The organism is Streptomyces sp. PTL18 (assembly GCF_059510295.1).
This window is the reverse complement of the sequence record NZ_JCAJZO010000001.1, coordinates 425,198-443,547: the sequence shown is the minus strand read 5'-3', so window position 1 is coordinate 443,547 and position 18,350 is coordinate 425,198. Positions and strand designations below refer to the sequence as shown.

At 70.5% G+C, this 18,350-nt stretch carries 9 protein-coding genes and 1 pseudogene; 2 read left to right on the top strand and 8 right to left on the bottom strand.

The features are described 5' to 3' along the window. Positions 1-180: 180 nt before the first annotated feature. Positions 181-1,611 (bottom strand): arabinofuranosidase catalytic domain-containing protein, encoded by a 1,431-nt coding sequence (locus tag AC5WS8_RS02040; protein ID WP_496101488.1) that lies wholly within the window; start codon positions 1,609-1,611, stop codon positions 181-183. 289 nt (positions 1,612-1,900) lie between these two features. After that, positions 1,901-2,005: pseudogene (locus tag AC5WS8_RS02035) on the bottom strand (hypothetical protein); the annotation flags it as partial. A gap of 1,255 nt (positions 2,006-3,260) precedes the next feature. Here AC5WS8_RS02035 and AC5WS8_RS02030 point away from each other — a divergent pair. After that, positions 3,261-5,687 carry a ricin-type beta-trefoil lectin domain protein gene (locus tag AC5WS8_RS02030; RefSeq protein ID WP_496101487.1) on the top strand — a complete coding sequence of 809 codons (2,427 nt, stop codon included), beginning with the start codon at positions 3,261-3,263 and terminating at the stop codon, positions 5,685-5,687. A gap of 179 nt (positions 5,688-5,866) precedes the next feature. Continuing rightward, positions 5,867-7,504, top strand: a complete 1,638-nt coding sequence (locus AC5WS8_RS02025; RefSeq protein WP_496101486.1) for an RICIN domain-containing protein — start codon at positions 5,867-5,869, stop codon at positions 7,502-7,504. Positions 7,505-7,993: 489 nt separating this feature from the next. On the opposite strand, the gene AC5WS8_RS02020 is transcribed toward AC5WS8_RS02025, so the two are convergent. The 6 genes from AC5WS8_RS02020 to AC5WS8_RS01995 form a co-directional block, all read right to left on the bottom strand. Continuing rightward, positions 7,994-8,980 carry a cyclase family protein gene (locus tag AC5WS8_RS02020; protein WP_496101485.1) on the bottom strand — a complete coding sequence of 329 codons (987 nt, stop codon included), beginning with the start codon at positions 8,978-8,980 and terminating at the stop codon, positions 7,994-7,996. 238 nt (positions 8,981-9,218) lie between these two features. Beyond that, positions 9,219-10,985 (bottom strand): cellulase family glycosylhydrolase, encoded by a 1,767-nt coding sequence (locus AC5WS8_RS02015; protein WP_496101484.1) that lies wholly within the window; start codon positions 10,983-10,985, stop codon positions 9,219-9,221. 83 nt (positions 10,986-11,068) lie between these two features. Beyond that, positions 11,069-12,580 carry a glycoside hydrolase family 43 protein gene (locus tag AC5WS8_RS02010; RefSeq protein ID WP_496101483.1) on the bottom strand — a complete coding sequence of 504 codons (1,512 nt, stop codon included), beginning with the start codon at positions 12,578-12,580 and terminating at the stop codon, positions 11,069-11,071. Between the two features lie 48 nt (positions 12,581-12,628). Beyond that, positions 12,629-14,614: a beta-galactosidase gene (locus AC5WS8_RS02005; RefSeq protein WP_496101482.1), complete on the bottom strand. Its 1,986-nt coding sequence runs from the start codon at positions 14,612-14,614 to the stop codon at positions 12,629-12,631. Between the two features lie 523 nt (positions 14,615-15,137). Beyond that, positions 15,138-16,061, bottom strand: coding sequence for an expansin EXLX1 family cellulose-binding protein (locus AC5WS8_RS02000; RefSeq protein WP_496101481.1), 924 nt, complete (start codon positions 16,059-16,061; stop codon positions 15,138-15,140). A 324-nt stretch (positions 16,062-16,385) separates the two neighbouring features. Next, positions 16,386-18,209, bottom strand: coding sequence for an alpha-L-fucosidase (locus AC5WS8_RS01995; protein ID WP_496101480.1), 1,824 nt, complete (start codon positions 18,207-18,209; stop codon positions 16,386-16,388). Positions 18,210-18,350: the final 141 nt, after the last annotated feature.

Here is an 18,350-nt window from a genome sequence, read left to right as displayed (position 1 = left end):
GCCTCGTGGCCCGTGACGGCCGGATCGGTGCCCTGCCGGGTCCGTCGGCCCGTTGGACCGGCACCCGGGACGCGCCGGCACCGGCCCAGGAGTCCGTGCGGGCGCGGTGGCGCCGAGTCCACCACGTCCCCGGCCCGCGGCCGGTGGTGCGCCGGCCACGGGGGCGGGGCGGGACCGGGCTCAGCCCATGGTCCACTGCTGGTTGGAGCCGCCGTTGCAGGTCCACAGCTCCACCGGAGCGCCGTTGGCCGTGGAGGCTCCCGTCACGTCCAGGCAGAGCCCTGACTGGACACCGGTGATCGTGCCGTTGGAGTTGAGGTTCCACTGCTGGTTGGCTCCGCCGTTGCAGGGCCAGATCTCGACCTTGGTGCCCGGGCTGGTCCGGTTGCCGTAGGCGTCCAGACACATCCGGCTGCCGCCGCTGTAGACGGTCAACTGCCCAGCGGCGGTGGGGGTCCACGTCTGGCCGGCGCCGCCGTTGCAGTCCCAGATCTGCAGCTGCGTGCCCGCCGTGGCGGACCCGTTCGGCACGTCCAGGCACGTGCCCGCGCCCGTCGCGTGGATCGCACCGGGACCCGTCCCGGTGGACGTGGAGCTGTACCCGGCCGCGACGATGTTCGCCTGCACCGCGTTCTCCGTGGCGTCCGACGGATAGCCTGACGTCATCACGCCTTCGTAGAACGTGCCGGCGGAACCCTTGCTGTTGTCGCCGCCGATGCCGAGGATGATGGCGCCCTCCTTGTGCATCGGGTTGTACCCCGCGACGTTGGGGCGCGGCCCGCTGTAGAAGGTCGACAGGCCGCCGGACTGTGCGTCGCCGCCACGGATGGCCCACTGGTTGGGTGCACCCTTGACGATGGCGGTCAGGTACCGGTGGTTCACGCTCGGGTCGTTCGCGTTGTAGCCCGCGTTCACTCCGGAGAACAGGCCGTTCTCGAGGTCGGCCATGATCCAGGGTCCGTTGCCCGTGCCGTAGCCCCAGACCTTGATGTTCCCGAAGTAGATGGCCTCCATGTGGCCGTTGCCGGTGTCGTTGCTGCTGGTTTCGGCGTTGCCGTAGTCGAAGCAGCAGCCGCCGTTGTAGTGCGTGCCGTCGAAGATCGCGTACATGCCCTCCGACTGGTCTCCGGTGGCGATGCCGTTGGTGTGGTTGTTGCGGTAGCCGGTACCGGGGGCCACATGGACACCGTAGGCCTTGTGGCCGCCGACCGTGGTCGGCGCGGCGGTCGCGATCGCCAGGTCGTCCGGGCCGCCGGCCGCGCCACCGCCGGGCGCCTGGGTGAGGTGGTTGCCCCGGCCGGACTGGTCGTAGATGACGGTGATGACGCAGGTGGTGCCGGAACAGAACGAGTCCTGGGCGGCGGCGTTCGCGTATCCGCCCGTGCTCAGCACGCCGATGTCCCGGGTCGCGTTGTCGGACGAGCGCCTGACCTGGTAGAGCGGGCCGTTGTACGCGGCGTACAGCGCCCGGGTGGTGCTGTGCGCCGCGACGCACGGTGTGCCACCGGCCGCGTAGATGTCGCACGGCCCGGAGGTGGCGGCCTGCGCTGCGCCGGTCGCGACCGAGCCGGCGACCAGCGCACCGAGGAACACCACGACCGCGGCCGCCATCCGGGCGACGACGGAACGGCGGCCCGGGCGGCGCTGACGTCGGACGGATGCCGTATTTGTGGTATCCGTCGCGTCCGCGGCGGACCGGCCGTGCGGCAGCGCCGGCAGCCGGCGTCCGCTCCCGTCGGGGGAAGGTCTCGTGAAGGAACCGTCTCTCATGGCATCCCCAAGGTGTCGATGGTCGGGTGATGGGGCGTCGGGGGTACGGGGGTCGGCTCTCCTCGCGCCGGCGCTGGTTCCCACCGCCCGTGCAGCTCCGCAGCTGGACCTTCGTCCCGTTGGCGGTGCCCGCGCCGTTGGCGTCCAGGCAGAGCCCCGACTGCACCGCAGTGATCGTGCCGTCGGGGTGGATGTTCCGTTGCTGGTCGGCCTGTCCGCCGCGGTCCGAGATCACCGCTGGGCTGCCCTTGCCGGTCTGCCGGCCGGAGGTGCCCAGGCACTTGTTGCCGTGGACGACCAGCTGCTTGCCGGCGGTGGTCGTGGGCCGTGCCGCCCCGCCAGTGGAAACCGAAGATCAGCCGGTAGGGGTGGCTGCCGTCGTTGCCGGCAGGAACCCGCAGTATGTAACTGAGCGTCCGGCCGCCGCTCTGAATCGCGTGTGTACCACTCGTCAGTGCCGGGGCCTTGCCGCAGCCGGCGGTCGCCGCGGCGGCGGCCCGCGGGGCCGCGGCGGCCGTGCCCGGGCCGCCGCCGAACGACGTGCCCGCGGCTGCCAGGACGTGAAGTACGGCGGCCGCACAGGGCGTTAAGAGGCGTTCGTGTCTCATGCGCTCCTTCTTCCGAGACCAGGGAGGGGGGAGGGGAGGGAGCGTCGGCCGGTCGCGTGCGCGTGCCGGACGGCGGACATCCAAAGGGGCGAACCTCCGGCTCGTCGGTCAGCCGGCCACCTGGTCAGTCGGTCAGCCGGTCAGCCGGACCCGGTCAGCCGGTCGGCCACACGTCACCGGCGGTCGGCGTGACCGCATCGGTGCGAGCAGTGGCGCGCGCCGTGCGGTGGTCGAACCAGAACGAGGACCAAGGCATGGCTCGAAGCCTCCCGGGACGGTGGGGGACGTCACTCTTCGACGGTTGGTTCGAGATGTCGAAGCGGTTCGCTGATCGCGCTCGCTGGATCGTAGGGCTGGGGCCGGGGGCGGTCAATGGTTGCGTCGCAGTTCGTCCAGCGCCGCAGGTCGCAGAGCAGAGAACGCCGCGGTGACCGGTCTTGGGTCGCCTCGCCTTCGGCCTTCCCTTCCCGTCGAAGCGATTCCGCGCACCGGGCTCCGGCGCGTTCCCGCTCCGCGGCTGCCTCCGAGTGACTGCCCGACGTGCGGGCGCGGATGCAAGGTCGTCGCGACATAAGGATAGATGGGATGTCTCATCCGGTTCACCTGTCGGGTGAGGCAGCGTCAGTTCGGCTGCCCGTCCAGCCGGTCGCCCATCGCCGATCCAGCGCCGTCCGGTAAGTCAGAAGCATTGACGCTAAACAGAGTCGCACATACCTTCAGCGTCGAAGCGTTGCGGGCTGAACGGGTAATGGACCAAGCCTATCCTGCCTCATGGGTTATATCCGCAGGTTGATTCCACATCGACTGCGTCAACGCCGCTGATCCGTCAGCCTCCTTCCTCCAACGAAACCCGTCATCATCCAACAACCCGAGGAGAACGGGATGCTGATCCACAGACATCCGCCCACCGGGCGCGACAGTCGCCACCGGGAGTCGGCGCCGCGGTATCCCTCCGCGTTGCTACGTCGGACCTTTGCCATGGTGTGCGCACTCGTCATCGCAATGATGGGATCCATGCTCGCCGCCGCCCCGGCCCAGGCAGCGACCTCGATCACCCTTGACGGCACCTCCGCCGGGCGCACCTACGACGGCGTCGGCGCCATCAGCGGCGGCGGGGGCAACAGCAGACTGCTGATCGACTACCCGGAGCCGCAGCGCAGCCAGATCCTGGACTACCTCTTCAAGCCCGGCTACGGAGCCGCCCTGCAGATCCTCAAGGCGGAGATCGGTGGCGACACCAACTCCACCAGCGGCGCGGAACCGAGCATCGAGCACACCGCCGGCACGGTCGACTGCAACAGAGGCTACGAGTGGTGGCTGATGGAGCAGGCCGTGGCGCGCAACCCGAACATCAAGTTGTACGGCCTGGCCTGGGGCGCACCGGGCTGGATCGGCGGCGGCAACTTCTGGTCCAACGACATGGTCGACTACCTGCTCTCCTGGCTGGGCTGCGCGAAGTCGCACGGGCTGACCATCAGCTACCTGGGCGGCTGGAACGAGCGCGGCTACAGCACCTCGTGGTACGAGAGCCTGCGCTCCGCGCTGAACGCCAACGGCTACTCCTCCGTCAAGATCGTGGGTTCGGACGGAGACTGGGCGATCGCCGACGACATGGTGAAGGACCCCGCTTTCGCCGCGTCCGTGGACATCGTCGGCAGCCACTACCCCTGTGGCTGGCTCACCTCCCAGACCTCCTGCCCGAGCACCCCCAACGCGCTGGCCACCGGTAAGCGGTTGTGGGCCAGTGAGAACGGCTCGCAGGACTACAACGGCGGCGCCGCGGCGATGGCCCGTGCCAACAACCGGGACTACATCGACGGGAAGATGACGGCGACCATCAACTGGCCCGTGATCGCCGCCATGACGCCCAACCTGCCCTTCCCGACCGCCGGTCTGGTCGTGGCCGACCAGCCGTGGTCCGGCGCGTACTCCGTGGGCCGGAGCCTGTGGGTCACCGCCCAGACCACCCAGTTCACCTCGCCCGGCTGGCGCTACCTCGACCGTTCCACGGGATACATCGGCGGCAGCGCCTCCAACGGCAGCTACGTGACCCTGAAGTCCACCGACAACAGCGACTACAGCACCGTCATCGAGACCACTCAGGCCTCCGCGGCGCAGACGATCGACTTCGCGGTGACCGGCGGACTGTCCACCGGCACCGTCCACGTATGGTCGACCGACGTCAACTCGACCGACCCCGCGACCGCCATGGTGCACGTCACCGACATCACCCCGTCCCAGGGCGCCTACTCGCTCACCGTCCGGCCGGGGTACGTCTACTCCCTCACCACCACCACCGGGCAGGGCAAGGGCACCGCTGTCAGCCCCGCGAAGGGTTCCCTGGCGCTTCCGTACGCCGACTCCTACGACGGCTACGCCACCGGCACCGAGGCCAGGTACGTCCAGGACCAGCAGGGCGCCTACGAGGTCGTCGGCTGCGGGGGCGGACGCGCCGGGCAGTGCGTCCGCCAGATGTCGCCACGGGCTCCGATCACCTGGGCCCCCCTGTCGCACCCTTACGCACTCTTCGGTGACGTGGGCTGGAAGGACTACCAGGTCTCCAGCGACGTGCTGCTGGAGAGCGCGGGCTTCACGGAGCTCATCGGCCGCGCCACCTGGCAGCACTCCTTCGGCCCGGAGGGCCTGGACGGCTACTACCTGCGGGTCGGCAACACCGGTGCCTGGTCCATCCTGCGCAACAACACCGACAACAACGTCGTGACACTGGCCAGCGGTACGGTCACCGCGCTGGGCACCAACTCCTGGCACAACCTGAGGTTGGGCTTCTACGGCGACACGATCACCGCGTGGATCGACGGCGTCAAGGTGGGCTCGGTCAACGACAGCACCTACGGCGCGGGCCAGGCCGGCTACGGCAACAGCCAGCAGGAGACCGGCCAGTTCGACAACCTGTCGATCGGGTCGACCACGAAGGTCGTCGGCGCCGGCTCCGGCCGCTGCCTGGACGTGCCGGGCTTCAACCGGACCGACGGCACCCCGACGCAGATCTGGGACTGCAACGCGGGCGCCAACCAGCAGTGGACCCTGACCCCGGCCAAGGAGCTGCGGGTGTACGGCGACAAGTGTCTGGACGCGAAGGGCCACGGCACCTACGACGGTACGCCCGTGGAGATCTGGTCCTGCAACGGCGGTGCCAACCAGCAGTGGAGGGTCGACTCGGGCGGCACCATCGTGGGAGTCGAGTCCGGGCTCTGTCTCGATGTGGTCAAGGGGGCCACCGCCAACAGCAGCGGAATCCAGCTCTACTCGTGCAACGGCGGCGCCAACCAGCAGTGGACGCGGACCTGATCCGAACCACGCACCGGCTGCCACCAGGTCAGGAAGGACCAGGGATCCGCCGACGAGGCTTCCGACCCGTTCGGCGGGTCCCCTGGCGTGCCGCGTCCTCCGGCGACGCGGAGCCGAACGGCTCCGGCGGCGGCACGTCGGCTTTGTCGCCACATGCGCCCGATGAGAGGAAGGACTACATGGAAGAGCTCATGAGAGGGAGTCGGAACAGGGCCGCCACCATGGGAGCCGCGGCTCTCACCGTCCTGGGGCTGTCGCTCGTCCCGGTCGCCCCGGCCACCGCCGCCACCGGACCGCAGGACGGCCACGTCTACGCCCTGACCGCTGCGCACAGCGGCAAGAACGCACAGGTCCAGTCGGCCTCGTCGGCCGACGCGGCGGCCGTGGTGCAGAACACCCCCTCCGGCGACCCGAGCCAGCTGTGGCAGGCCGTCGCCCACGGAGACGGTTCGTTCTCGCTGGTGAACATCAACAGTGGCAGGTGCATGGACGTGTCGGGTGCGTCCACCTCGGCTGAAGCACAGGTCATCCAGTGGCCGTGCACCGGCAACGACAACCAGCGCTGGACCTTCGACGGTGCCGCGATCGTCTCCGTCAACAGCGGAATGTGCCTCGACGTCTCGGGCGCTTCCACGGCCGACAACTCACCGCTCATCCAGTGGCCGTGCACCGGCAACCCCAACCAGCAGTGGAGCCTGACCGAACGCCCCCGGGTCACGGCCTTCGGCCCCAGCATGGCCGCCGGCGGCGACACCTTCTCCGAGCAGACCCTGCGGATGGTCGTCCACCCCAGCGCCGCCGGTTCCGGGGTCCGGATCCACCTGTCCAACCTGCGCAGCACCGCCGCGCTGTCCGTCGGCGCGGTCGATGTGGCCGTCCGGTCCAGCGGCGCCGCCGCGGTTCCCGGCACGCACCACACCGTGACCTTCGGCGGGTCCGGCAACCCGACCATCGCCGCCGGGGCGGAACTCACCAGCGATGTCGTCCCGATGCCGGTCGACGCGGGGCAGGACCTCCTGGTGAGCCTGTACCTGCGGGGCACGACCGGCGCCTCCACCTTCCACCGTGACGCGTTCCAGACCTCGTACCGGTCGGCGGCCGGCTCCGGCAACCACGCCGGCGAGGACGCCGCCACGAACTTCACCACCTCGATGTGGAGCTGGTACTACCTGTCGGGATTGGACGTCGTGCCGGCCGCCGTGACCACCGGAACCGTGGTCGCCTTCGGCGACTCCATCACCGACGGATACGACAGCACGACCGACGCCAACCGGCGCTGGCCGGACCAGCTGGCTGCCCGGCTCCGGTCGGAGAGCGGCGGCCAGCGGCTCGCGGTCGCCGACGCGGGCATCTCGGGCAACATGGTGCTCCGCGCGACCGGCTGGGATCCCCAGGGCCCGGCCGCTGTGGACCGGTTCGCACACGACGCCCTGGGCCAGCCGGGCGTACGAGACGTGATCTTCATGGAGGGCATCAACGACATCAACGGCACCCCCTCCCTCACCGCCGACCAGCTGATCGACGGGTACAAGAAGATCATCGCGCAGGCACACGCGGCCGGCGTGAGGATCGTCGGCGGCACCATGCTGCCCAACTCCACGCAGAGCAGCGCACAGGCCGGCATCCGGACCACAGCCAACAACTGGATCCGCACCAGCGGCGCGTTCGACGCGGTCGTCGACTTCGACGCGGTCGTCCGGGACCCGAACAACCCCGCCCGGATGCTCCCCGCCTACGACAGCGGTGACCACCTGCACCCCAACGACGCCGGCATGCAGGCCATGGCGAACGCCATCGATCTGTCCCTGCTGCGGTAGGCACGCTCGGGCCCCGGCCGGCGGACCGCCGTGGGCGGCAGCCACACGCCGGCGCGGATCATCTCGTCTGCGCCGGTGAGGTCGACGCCCGGCCGGGACGGGGTTCCGCGACGCGGCGGCTCTCTTCTCCGAAGGCGGCAACCCACTCACCTTCCGCTTCTGGAGCGGTGCCTCGGTGACCCACCGCGTCAGCATGTCGGGCACCACGGTCACCGACAGCTGGGCGTGGGTGGTCCGACGACGTACCCAAGGGCGCCCCGGTCAGGCCACCTCCGGATCACCGAGGTCGGGCAGCACCTCGCAGGAACGGGCGGAGCCGGCCCCGGGGTCGAGAGCTGTCGTAACCGACGCCGAAGCGTGCGAGCAGCAAGGGCGGCCGGGCCGCCCCGGCGAAGGTGCGCTCGGTGACGGCGGGCGCGGCGAACAGGACGGGGCCCGGTCCCTCGGCGTCCCGGAAGTCCCTGTCGACGCGGATGTCACCGCGCCCCGTCACAGCACCGCCACCGGGTTGACCGGCGAGCCGGTGCCGCCGGGGACGTTCAGCGGGGCCACGGTCATCAGGAACTCGTAGCGGCCGGCCTCCGCGCAGGCCACGGAGAGCGCCTCGAGATCGAGGTTGTCCAGCAGCGGCACGCCCATCGCGGTAATGGCGAGCGCGTGGACGGGGGAGGACACCCCCTCGACCGGGGAGGGCCGCACATCGCTGTCGCCGTCACCACCCAGCAGGGCGATGCCCCGCTCGGCCAGCAGCGGCATGACGTCCACGTGGAGACCGGCGCTGGCGTCGTCAGGGTTCCAGGCGCCGAGTTCCCTGCGGCGGCGGAAGCGGCCGGAGCGCAGGAGCACCGCGTCACCCTCGCCGATCGTCACTACGAGGGCCTTCTCGGCGGCGAGGACCTCCTTCGCGTGTACGGCCTGGCCGGGCTCCAGCCAGTCGGTGCCGAGGACGGCGGGCATGTCGAGCAGGACGCCCTTGGTCACCAGGGGGCCGAGCGAGGAGACGGCGCCGAAGTGCGCGCCCCTGGCGTCGACGACCTCGGCGGCGGTGCGGCCGTCGTACAGGTGCCCCCGGTAGGCGATGTGGGACAGCGCGTCGAGGTGGCTGACGCTCTTGCCGTGGTAGTCCACGGCGATGAAGTCCTTGTGGCAGGTGGGCTCCGGGGCCTCGATGTCGCCCAGTTCGGACATGTAGTGCAGGGCCGGCTTGCCGTTGTCCGGGCCCGGCACCGTGTTCCACGGCAGGGCCATCGCGACGACGGTCCCGGTGCGCACCAGCGAGGTGGCTCGCCGGACGTGCTCGGCGGTCACCCGGTTCCAGGCGCCCCGGTCCGCGGAGGTCCAGCGGCCCCAGGTCGTGAGGGCGTCGAAGAGGGCGTCGAACTCCCCGCGCGAGAGGCGGGACCCGTTGCCGGGAACGGGCGGGAGGGAATTCGGGTCGGGCGGGGGAGGCGGGGAATCGGTCGGGCTGCTGGTCATGTGCTGCTCAGCGCTCCAAGGCTCGCAGGGTGTCCTCAAGGCTCGCAGGGTGTCGTCGGCCGGCCCGGAAGGCGCGCTGCGGTCGGATGTCCGGGCGAGACCCGACGGCGAAACGGAGGGCGCGCAGGGCGAGCCTCCTCCGGGGGGCACGGCTCCGCCGAAGGAGGAGTGAGGACAGGCCGAGGCACGGGTGTGCCCTGGCTGTCCGGGGCGGGCAGCCAGGGCGAGGGCCGGGCGGTCAGGACGTCGTGCCGGTGACCGAGCTTTGGGACTTCGTGACGTGGTACGTGACGGTGGCGCCGCTCCAGAAGTAGAAGGTGAGCGTCACCGGTGCGCCGTCGGTGATCGCCTTGAGGAAGGCGGACTTGAGGACGATGGAGCCGCCCGGGTAGTCGGGGGAGAAGGAGCTGTTGAACTCCTGGTAGGGGGTCCAGCTCGCCGGGCCTGCGTTGCTGCCGTCGGCGTACTCGGCCTCCATGGTCGCCAGCCTGTCACCGCGGAACTGCGTGGGGATGGTGAGGGAGCTGGTGGTGCCGGTCGCGTTCGACAGGACCGGGAGGTCGTGGGTGATGACGCCGATCTGCCAGGGGACGCCTCGGGAGAACCTGGCCTGCAGCGTCGAGTTCACCCCGTACGCCCGGTTGCCGACCAGCCGGGTGAGTGCGCCCGCCGTCAGTGTGAGCCGACTGCCCGAGACGGTGTAGTCCCTGCCGCGGAGCAGCGGGATGCCGCCCCGCCACAGGCCGCGGAAGCTGGTGCCGTTCAGGTTCAGGGTGAGCGTCCGGGCGGTGATCCGACCGGACTTCGGCACGTAGACCGCGTCGGAGGACGCGGTGCCCGAGCGTGTGGACCAGCCAGCCTTGATCAGGTCCATCATGCCGGGATCCCGCCACTGCAGCGTGTTGCGGTTCACGAACGAGCCGGCGTCCCACAGAGCGGTGGTGACCCCGCTGCGGCGCGCCTGGTAGCCGAAGTCCTCGAAGTACTTCAGCGCCTCACCGCGCTCGACGGAGTCGGGGTGGGTGTAGTCCGGGTAGCTGAGCAGACCGTACTCGCCGAGGTAGACGGGGATGCCCTGGGCGACGAACGTGTCGCGCATCCGGGCGAAGGCGTCGCTCATGTCCTTCTGCGCATCGGCGTCGTACCGGGTGCCGCCGGCGATGTTCACGCTGAACGGGTACCAGCCGTAGTAGTGCACGGTGGCGACCAGGTTGCCGTCGTGCAGCGAACCCATCGTTGCGGCGAGGTCGTCCATGAGGTCCTGCGAGGGCGTGCAGCCCTGTGTGGGCAGGACGAGCAGACGGTTGGCGTTACCGCCGCCCGAGGAGCGGACGACGGTGTGGAAGGAGGTGTTCAGCTCGTTCAGGAGCTGGGCCTTCTGCGAGTCCGTGGCGTTGTTGAAGACCGGCTCGTTGACGCTCTCGAAGAGCAGGGTGCGCGGCTCGTCCCGGAAGGCCGAGGAGATCTGGGCCCAGGTCGTGCTGAAGCGGGCGAGCACGTCGTCGTGGTCGGTGGGCATGTCCGCGATCCACTGCCACGAGTCGTGGTGGACGTTGAGCACGACGTAGAGGCCGTCGGCGAGGGCCCAGTCGACCACCTGCTTGACGCGGCTCATGAACGTGGCGTCGATGGTGTAGGGCGCGGAGGCCGACTGGTGGTCTTTCCACGTCACCGGGATCCGGACGCTGCGGAAGCCCTTGTCGCGGACGGTGTCGAACAGGGCCTTGGTGACCGGCGGGTTGCCCCAGGACGTCTCGTCCGGAATGGCGTCGAGGGTGTTGCCCAGGTTCCAGCTGGGCTGCATGGCGGCGACGGCGTCCACGGCGGCGGCCGGGACTCTGACCGAAGGCCGTGGCCGGTGGTGCCCCGTGCCGTCGGCCGCGGCGAACGCGGTGCCGCCGGGCAGCCCCAGCACCACGAGCAGCGCCAGCAGCAGTGCCGCCAGGCGTCCGGGGCCCTGAGCGCGCCGGTGCGCGCGTTGTCGTGGGTTCCCGATGTCCTTCACGTGTCGTCCTTTCGGTCGGGCGTGCGGGTGATCGGTACCGTCGCCGCCGGCGACGAGCCACGGCCGCCGGCCACGCGTGCGGCTCAGCCGTTGCGGGGCTCGTAGTCGAACCAGTCGAAGCGGACGGTGCCGGCCGCGGCGTACAGGCCGATGACCCGGCCGGTGAAGCCGCCTGCGACCTCGGTCGACAGGTAGCGGCCGTCGAGGGCCGCGAGCACCGTGAAGGTGCCGTCGGGCTCCTCGACGCCGAGGGAGACGACGTCGGGTCCGGTGCACGGCCCGTGCGGAGGCGGCGGGTCCGTGATCGTGAGGCCCAGGACCAGTGGACCGGTGCGCACGGGTCGCGTCGCCACGACCGAGCGCACGGAGCCGATACGCGCGATCACCCGCAACTCCTCGGCGGATGCCTCGATCGCGTAGTGATGCCGCTCGTCCAGCCGGAGGGCGAGCCCGCCGCGCCCCTGAGAGGGGTCGACCAGGGTGCGCGCCCGGCACGACAGGTGTTGCTGGCGCCGGCCGGTGAACACGACGTCGGGCTCGTCCAGGGCGTTGCCCCGCGCGCGGAGCGTCAGCCACCCGGGGCGCTCCCCGGTGGTGCAGTGTTCGGGGGACCGGTCCCGCACGGAGATCCAGGACGGCCGCAGTTCGCCGAGCTCGAAGTCGTCACGATGCTCCTCGACGGGCCCGGGAACGAGCGGCCACGGCAGCGCGGCCGGGTCCGGGGCGACCTCGCCGACGACCGGCCAGCCCTCCTCCCAGGTGACCGGCGCCAGGAAGCTCTCCCGGCCGAGCACGTGCCAGCCGGGGGTGCCGCCACGCGGTCGTGCGCCGAGCAGGAGCATCCACCAGGAGCCGTCGGGAGCTTGGACCATGTCCGCGTGACCGGTGTTCTGCACGGGGTGGTCCGTGCTGCGGTGGCTGAGGATCGGGTTGGCCGGGCACGGCTCGAACGGGCCGCCGGGCCCACGGCCGCGGGCGATCGACACGCCGTGGCCGCGCTCGGTGCCGCCCTCGGCGATGAGCAGGTACCAGTAGTCACCGATCCGGTACAGATGCGGCGCCTCCGGGGCCTTGGCACCCGGCGTGCCGGACCACAACCTGCGCGGTGTTCCGTACGTCTGCCCGGTGGACGGGTCGATACGGACCTGCGCGACCCCGGCGAACGTGCACCAGCAGGTGCCGTCCTCGTCCCAGGCGAGGTCGGGATCAATACCGGGCACGCCGGGTGCCGGGACCGGATCCGACCACGGTCCGGCCGGGTCGGTCGCCGTGACGATCAGGTTGCCGCCGCCCTCGCTCACATGGGTGACCATCAGCCAGAAACGTCCGTCGTGGTGGCGCAGGGTGGGCGCGTAGATCCCGCCGGAGGACGGCATGCCGGCCGGCAGACGCAGTTGGTCCGGGCGGTCCAGGGCGTTGCCGATCTGTGTCCAGTGCACCAGGTCGCGGCTGTGGAACACGGGTACGCCGGGGAAGTACTCGAAGCTGGAGCAGGCGAGATAGTAGTCGTCGCCGACGCGGCAGACGCTGGGATCCGGGTGGAAGCCGGGGATCACGGGGTTGGTCGCGCGGACGGCCTCGTGCCGAAGGGGCACCCCTTCTGTCCTTTCGTCGGGTGGGCCGCCGGACGGCGGCTGAGAAGGTCACGGCCTGCGCAGCACCGCGCAGCCGCCGGGCGGCAGGCCGGACAGCGTGCCGTCCGTGAGCAGGTCGTGGGCGGGTTCGGGCAGGGGCACGGGGTCGGGGCGGTGGTTGATCAGGACGTGCCAGCGGCGGCCGTCGGGGGCGTGCCGGGCGACGGTTTCGACGTGTGCGGGCAGGTCCGGCAGCTCGGGGCCCACCCCGGTCTCGCTGAGGAGCCGGGTGATCAGGGCGGTGTAGTCGGTGTCGTCGAGGCGGGTGGAGAGGTACCAGCCCTGCCCGGTGCCGAAGCGGTGCCGGGTGAGCGCCGGGCTGCCGGCGAGCATGCCGTGCCTGTAGGCGGCGAGCGTTTCCGCGCCCTCGGTGCGCAGGGACTCGCGCCAGACGGTGCCGTGGGACCCGTCCGACAGGGTGATCCGCTCGCCCCGCCGCAGCGGCCGGTACTCCTCGACGCGGATGCCCAGCGCCTCGCGCAGCGGCTCGGCGGGGTAGCCGCCGAGGCGGGCGTGCATGCGGTCGTCGACGTATCCGCTCGCGTGCTGGACGAGGAGCGTCCCGCCGCCGGCGATGCAACGGCGCAGGTTTTCGGCGCCCTTGTCGGACAGCAGGAACAGGGCCGGGGCGATGACGAGCCGGTAGCGGCTCAATTCGTGTTCGGGGTGGGCGAAGTCGACGGTGACGCCGGCGTCCCACAGTGCGCGGTGCGCCCGGCCGAGTGCCGCGTGGTAGTCGAGGTCCGCGGAGGGCAGACCGTCCACGCCGAGCGCCCACCAGGCGTCCGCATCGTGCAGGATGGCCACCGATGCGGTGACCGTCGATCCGGCCAGCTCGCCGAGCCGGGCGACGGCCTCGCCGACCTGCGTGACCTCGCGGAAGACGCGGCTGTCGGGGCCCGCGTGCGGGACCATCGCCGAGTGCCACGTCTCGGCGCCGGCGCGGGACTGCCGCCACTGGAAGAACAGGGCGCCCTCCGAGCCGCGGGCGATGTGTCCCAGGGTGTGGCGCAGGATGTCCCCGGGCTCCTTGGCGAGAACCCGGTCGCGGTCGTAGACGGTATTGGTGCCCTGTTCCATCAGCAGCCAAGGACGGCCGGCGGCCAGGGAGCGGGTGCGGTCGGCGTGGAAGGCGGCGTCGGCGGCGGCGTCCGGACCGGGTGAGCTGGGGTACTGGTCGGAGGTGACCACGTCGAGTTCGCGGGCGAAGGCCCACAGGTCCACGTTCTGGTAGGCGGGCAGCATCAGATTGGTCGTCACCGGCCGGTCGCTGTGGGCGCGGATCGCGTCGCGCTGCTCGCGGTAGGCGGCGATGACCTCGTCGGACCAGAACCGACGGAAGTCCAGCGCCTGGCCGGGATTCTTGTGCCACTGCGTCGCACGCGGCGGCACCACCTGCTCCCAGGAGGTGTAGCGCTGGCTCCAGAAGGCCGTCCCCCACGCGTCATTGAGGGCGTCCAGCGAGCCGTGGCGGGCGCGCAGCCACACCCTGAAGGCCGCGGCCGTGTGGTCGCAGTAGCAGAGCGTGGCGTACTCGTTGTGGACGTGCCACAGGGCGAGGGCGGGGTGGTCGCCGTAGCGTTCGGCCAGGGCGGAGGCGATCCGCCGGGCCGCGGTGCGGTAGGCGGGGGCGGTGAGGCAGTAGGTGTCGCGGCTGCCGTGGGTGAGGCGGGTGCCGTCGGGAGTGACCGGTAGCGCGTCGGGGTGGGCCAGGGTGAACCAGGGCGGCGGGGAGGCCGTCGGGGTGGCGAGGTCGACGGCCACGCCGTTCGCGTGCAGGCGTTCGATGTGGGCGTCGAGCCAGGTGAAGTCGTAGCGGGCTTCCTCCGGTTCGAGCAGGGCCCAGGAGAAGACGCCGACGGTGGCCAGGTTGACCCTGGCCCGGCGCATCAGCTCCTCGTCCTCCTTCCACACCGGCTCGTCCCACTGTTCGGGGTTGTAGTCCCCGCCGAAGGCGAGGCCGCCCAGGCGGTCGGTCAGGCTGCGGGTCGTCATGACGGCTCCTCGGACAAGGCAAGTCGGACGGTGGTGCTCTGACGCTTTGCCATGGTGCTCTGGCGCCCCGTCAGCGACGCTGCTGTCCGCCACCCCCGCAGGCGGACAGCAGCGGTGTCCGTGCGGCCGCACCGGCGACCGGGGCCGCTGCGCTGACGAAGCTTCTGCCGTTCGACTCGTGACCCATGGGGTGGCCCTTCCCCTTCGGAAGCGTCGAAGCGGGCGTCGAAGCGCTTCACCTACCGGCGAAGGTAACGATAGGCTGCGTGCGAGAACAAGAGGTCGGGTCAAAAGAATCTTCCTTTGAGCAGGGCCACTGACAGTCCCGCAAGGTGTTGGCAGCGTCGATGCGCTTCGACTGCACCCTGACAGACGGACCTGACCGGCTTGCGCTTCGGCGCCGTCGCCGGACAGCGGACGCCACCCACCACGGGGATCCGTGGTGGGTGGCGTGGGTGGGTGGCGTGCCCCGCGAGACTCTTTCCGAGCAGGACGCCGTCGGCGACCCTGCCTGGCGCCCGGGTCAGTGCCGGGCGAACTGGAGCCCGGTCGGTTGGGCGACGTTCGGCCGCAGCGCGATCCCGTCGATGGTCAGCCGTTCTCCATAGATGTCCGTGAGTCGGATCGCACCGCCGCACCCGGTGCCGTCCGCGGAGATGAAGTAGTTGAACGCGGTGCGGGGCAGCTGCCGCCAGCCGCCCCCGGCGCGGACCTCCAGCCTCGCGACCGGATTCCGATGGCCGATCGCCTGGATGCCGCACCAGTAGGGACTGGATCCGGTCTTGTACCTGATGGAAATCGTCTCGGACGTGCTGGGGCTCACCAGGCTCCAGGTGATCGGGAGCCGGCCGACCTTGAGGTCGGCGAGTTCGGCGAAGGCCTGTTCGCTGAGGTCGATCTGCCCGGGTGCGCAGGGCAGTGGGCATTCATTGGTGATCCGGACCGTGATGGAGGCGCCGTTCGCCGCGCGGACGCGCACATACGCGCCACACGCCTTGGACCCCTCGTAGTCGGTGGTGTTCATCGCCGCGATCATGAGGTCGGGGCTCGGGCCGAACAGGCAGGCGCCGTCTCCGACCCCGGCCTTGTAGGCGGTGGCGACTCCCTGGTACGTGGTCCCTGGCCGAATCCGCCCCGCCAGCGACCCCACCGAGGACGCCGCTCTCTCGTGCCGCGCGGCGACCGGTGGCGAGGACTTCGCCGTCGCGGTGGTGGTGCCGGCCGCCGTCGGGGACGGGGAGCCGGTCGCGCTCGAGGAGCCGGTCGGGGACGGGGAGCCGCTCGGGGACGGGGACCCCGTCCCGGTCGCTTTGCCGGCCGTCACTTGGCCGGTCGCGACGGGTGTGGCCACGACCGGCCCTGCATCGGCCTTGCGGTCGGGCACCAATGCCAAGACCAGGTAGGCGAGAACGCCCGAGGCGGTCAGCGCCACCGTGGTGCCCAGCATGATCCTTCGTCTGTGCCTGCGCTGCCGCGCGGCCTGCCTTGCTGTCTTCATACCCGTCCGTTCAGGAGATCGCGTCGTTGGTGCACTGCTCAGTGACCGCAGGAGGCGAAAAGGTTGCCGACGTCTTCTCGCTGGGGAGGGACCGGGTTTCGCGGGAGGGCGGACACCGCGGGGCGGCGTCGGACCCCGCTGGCTGATCTGGGCCGGGAGCTCCTGCCGGGCCGAAGGGGCCCCATGGCCGGCAAGGCGAGCTGCGACGGCGACTGCGCGGATCCGGGCCCTCTTGCGGCCCGGATCCGCTCCTGAGTCCGTCGTACCGGGTGCTCAGCCGACCTTGGTCATGTTCCACCACTGGGTGGAGCCGCCGTTGGGGGTGTACTGGATGATCGGATTGCCCTCGAGGGTGGTGTTGGCGTTGTCCAGCGCCTTTCCGCTGTGCCGGTTGACCAGCCGGTACCCGCCGCTGCCGAGCGAGGTGACGGCCCACTGCTGCTGGTGGCTGCCGTTGTCGGTCCGCTGCACCATCACGGCGCCGTCGGAGGTGTTGTCGTTGCCGTCCAGGGCCTTGCCGCTGCGGACGGAGACCAGCTTGTAGTAGCCGTGGCCCAGGTCGGTGATCGTCCACTGCTGGGTGGAGCCGCCGTCGGGGGTCCACTGGACGACCTGGTTGCCGTCCAGGGTGGTGTTGGCGTTGTCGAGAGCCTTGCCGCTCCGGGCGCAGACGAGGGTGTAGACGCCGCCCGCGAGGACGGCCGGCATGCCGGTGACCTCCACGCAGACCACGGAGTCGTTCGCGTCGGGCGCGGTGGTGGGCACCTGGACGTCGATCCGGCCGCCGCTGACGCTGTACGAGAGCGAGACCGTGGGGTTCTTCATCAGGTAGATGCGGTTGATCGTGTTGTACACGGCCGGGATCTGCAGGGTGCCGCCCGTGGGCCAGGTGAAGACGTGGGCGAAGAGCTTGCCGTTCTTCTTGGTGATCGTGCCCCAGGACGGCTCGGTGCTGAAGGGGCTGCCGCTGGTGCCGTAGATGCTGTCGGAGCAGGTGGCCATCCAGGAGGCCAGGCCGTTCAGAATGGTCGTCTGCCCGGGTGTGACGTGGCCGTCGTTCGCGGTGCCGTCTGCGTTGAAGCCGCCGTCGGGGCCGATGTTGAGCAGGTAGTTGCCGTCCCGGGAGACGACGGTGACCATCTCCCGGATGATGCTCTGGACCGAGCGGTAGTTGGTTTCCTTGCTCGCGTTGTAACCCCATGCGCCGTTCATGGTGGCGCAGGACTCCCACGGCCGGTCCATCGGCGTGCTGGGGATCCCGAACTCAGCGACCGCGTAGTCGCCGAGGCCGAAGTCCCGCTTGACGCGTTCGTTGATGACGACGTTCGGCCAGTTCGCGGTCAGCCAGTCGTACAGGTCCACGCCGTCGGGCCGGGTCCACCAGTCGGCGAGGGTGGGCGGGGAGGGGTTGGCGCACCAGTCGCCGTCGAACCACAGGAGGGCCGGGTTGTAGGTGTTCATCAGCTCCGTCAGCTGGGCCTTCATGTCGTTGATGTAGCCGGTGCGGGCGGTCGGCGACGACATGTTGGAGTAGCCCCTGGCGCTGTCGCAGGTCTGGGAGGGGTGGCTCCAGTCGAGTATCGAGTAGTAGAGCCCGAACTTGATGCCCCGGGCGTCGCATGCGGCCTTCAGCTGCCCCAGCAGATCGCCCTGGAAGCCGATGTAGTCGTGCAGGTTGTACAGCCTGGTACCGGTGGTGTCGGTGAAGCCCGCGACATTCGAGTCCCACATCGCGAAGCCCTCGTGGTGCTTGGCGGTGATCACCAGGTACTTCATGCCGGCGTTCTTGGCCAGATCGGCGATCTGGCCGGCGTTGAAGCTGACCGGGTTGAACCCCTTGGTCACCTGGTTCTGGTAATCGGACTTGGTCCAGTTCTCGGTACTGAACGCCCACTCGCCGTGTCCAAGGTGCGCATAGGACCCGAAGTGGATGAACATCCCGAACCGGGCCTGGTACCACCAGTCCAGCTTCGAGGGGACGGTGTAGGCCTCGGCGGCGGTGGGCCACAGGGCCTGCGGCAGGCCGAACGTCATGGTGCCGCCGGCGAGCGCGGCGGCTTTCATCAGGGAGCGTCTGCTGAGGGGAGCGGAAGACATGGTGCGGCTCCTGGAGAAGCGAAGGACACAGGGATGCTGGACCGGTCGTCGCGCACAGCGCCGACGACGGAGTACGGAACCGCCCGGTGTCACGGGCCTCGTGAGGCGACGTGGGGCGGATGCGGGGAGGGGCCGTGCCGC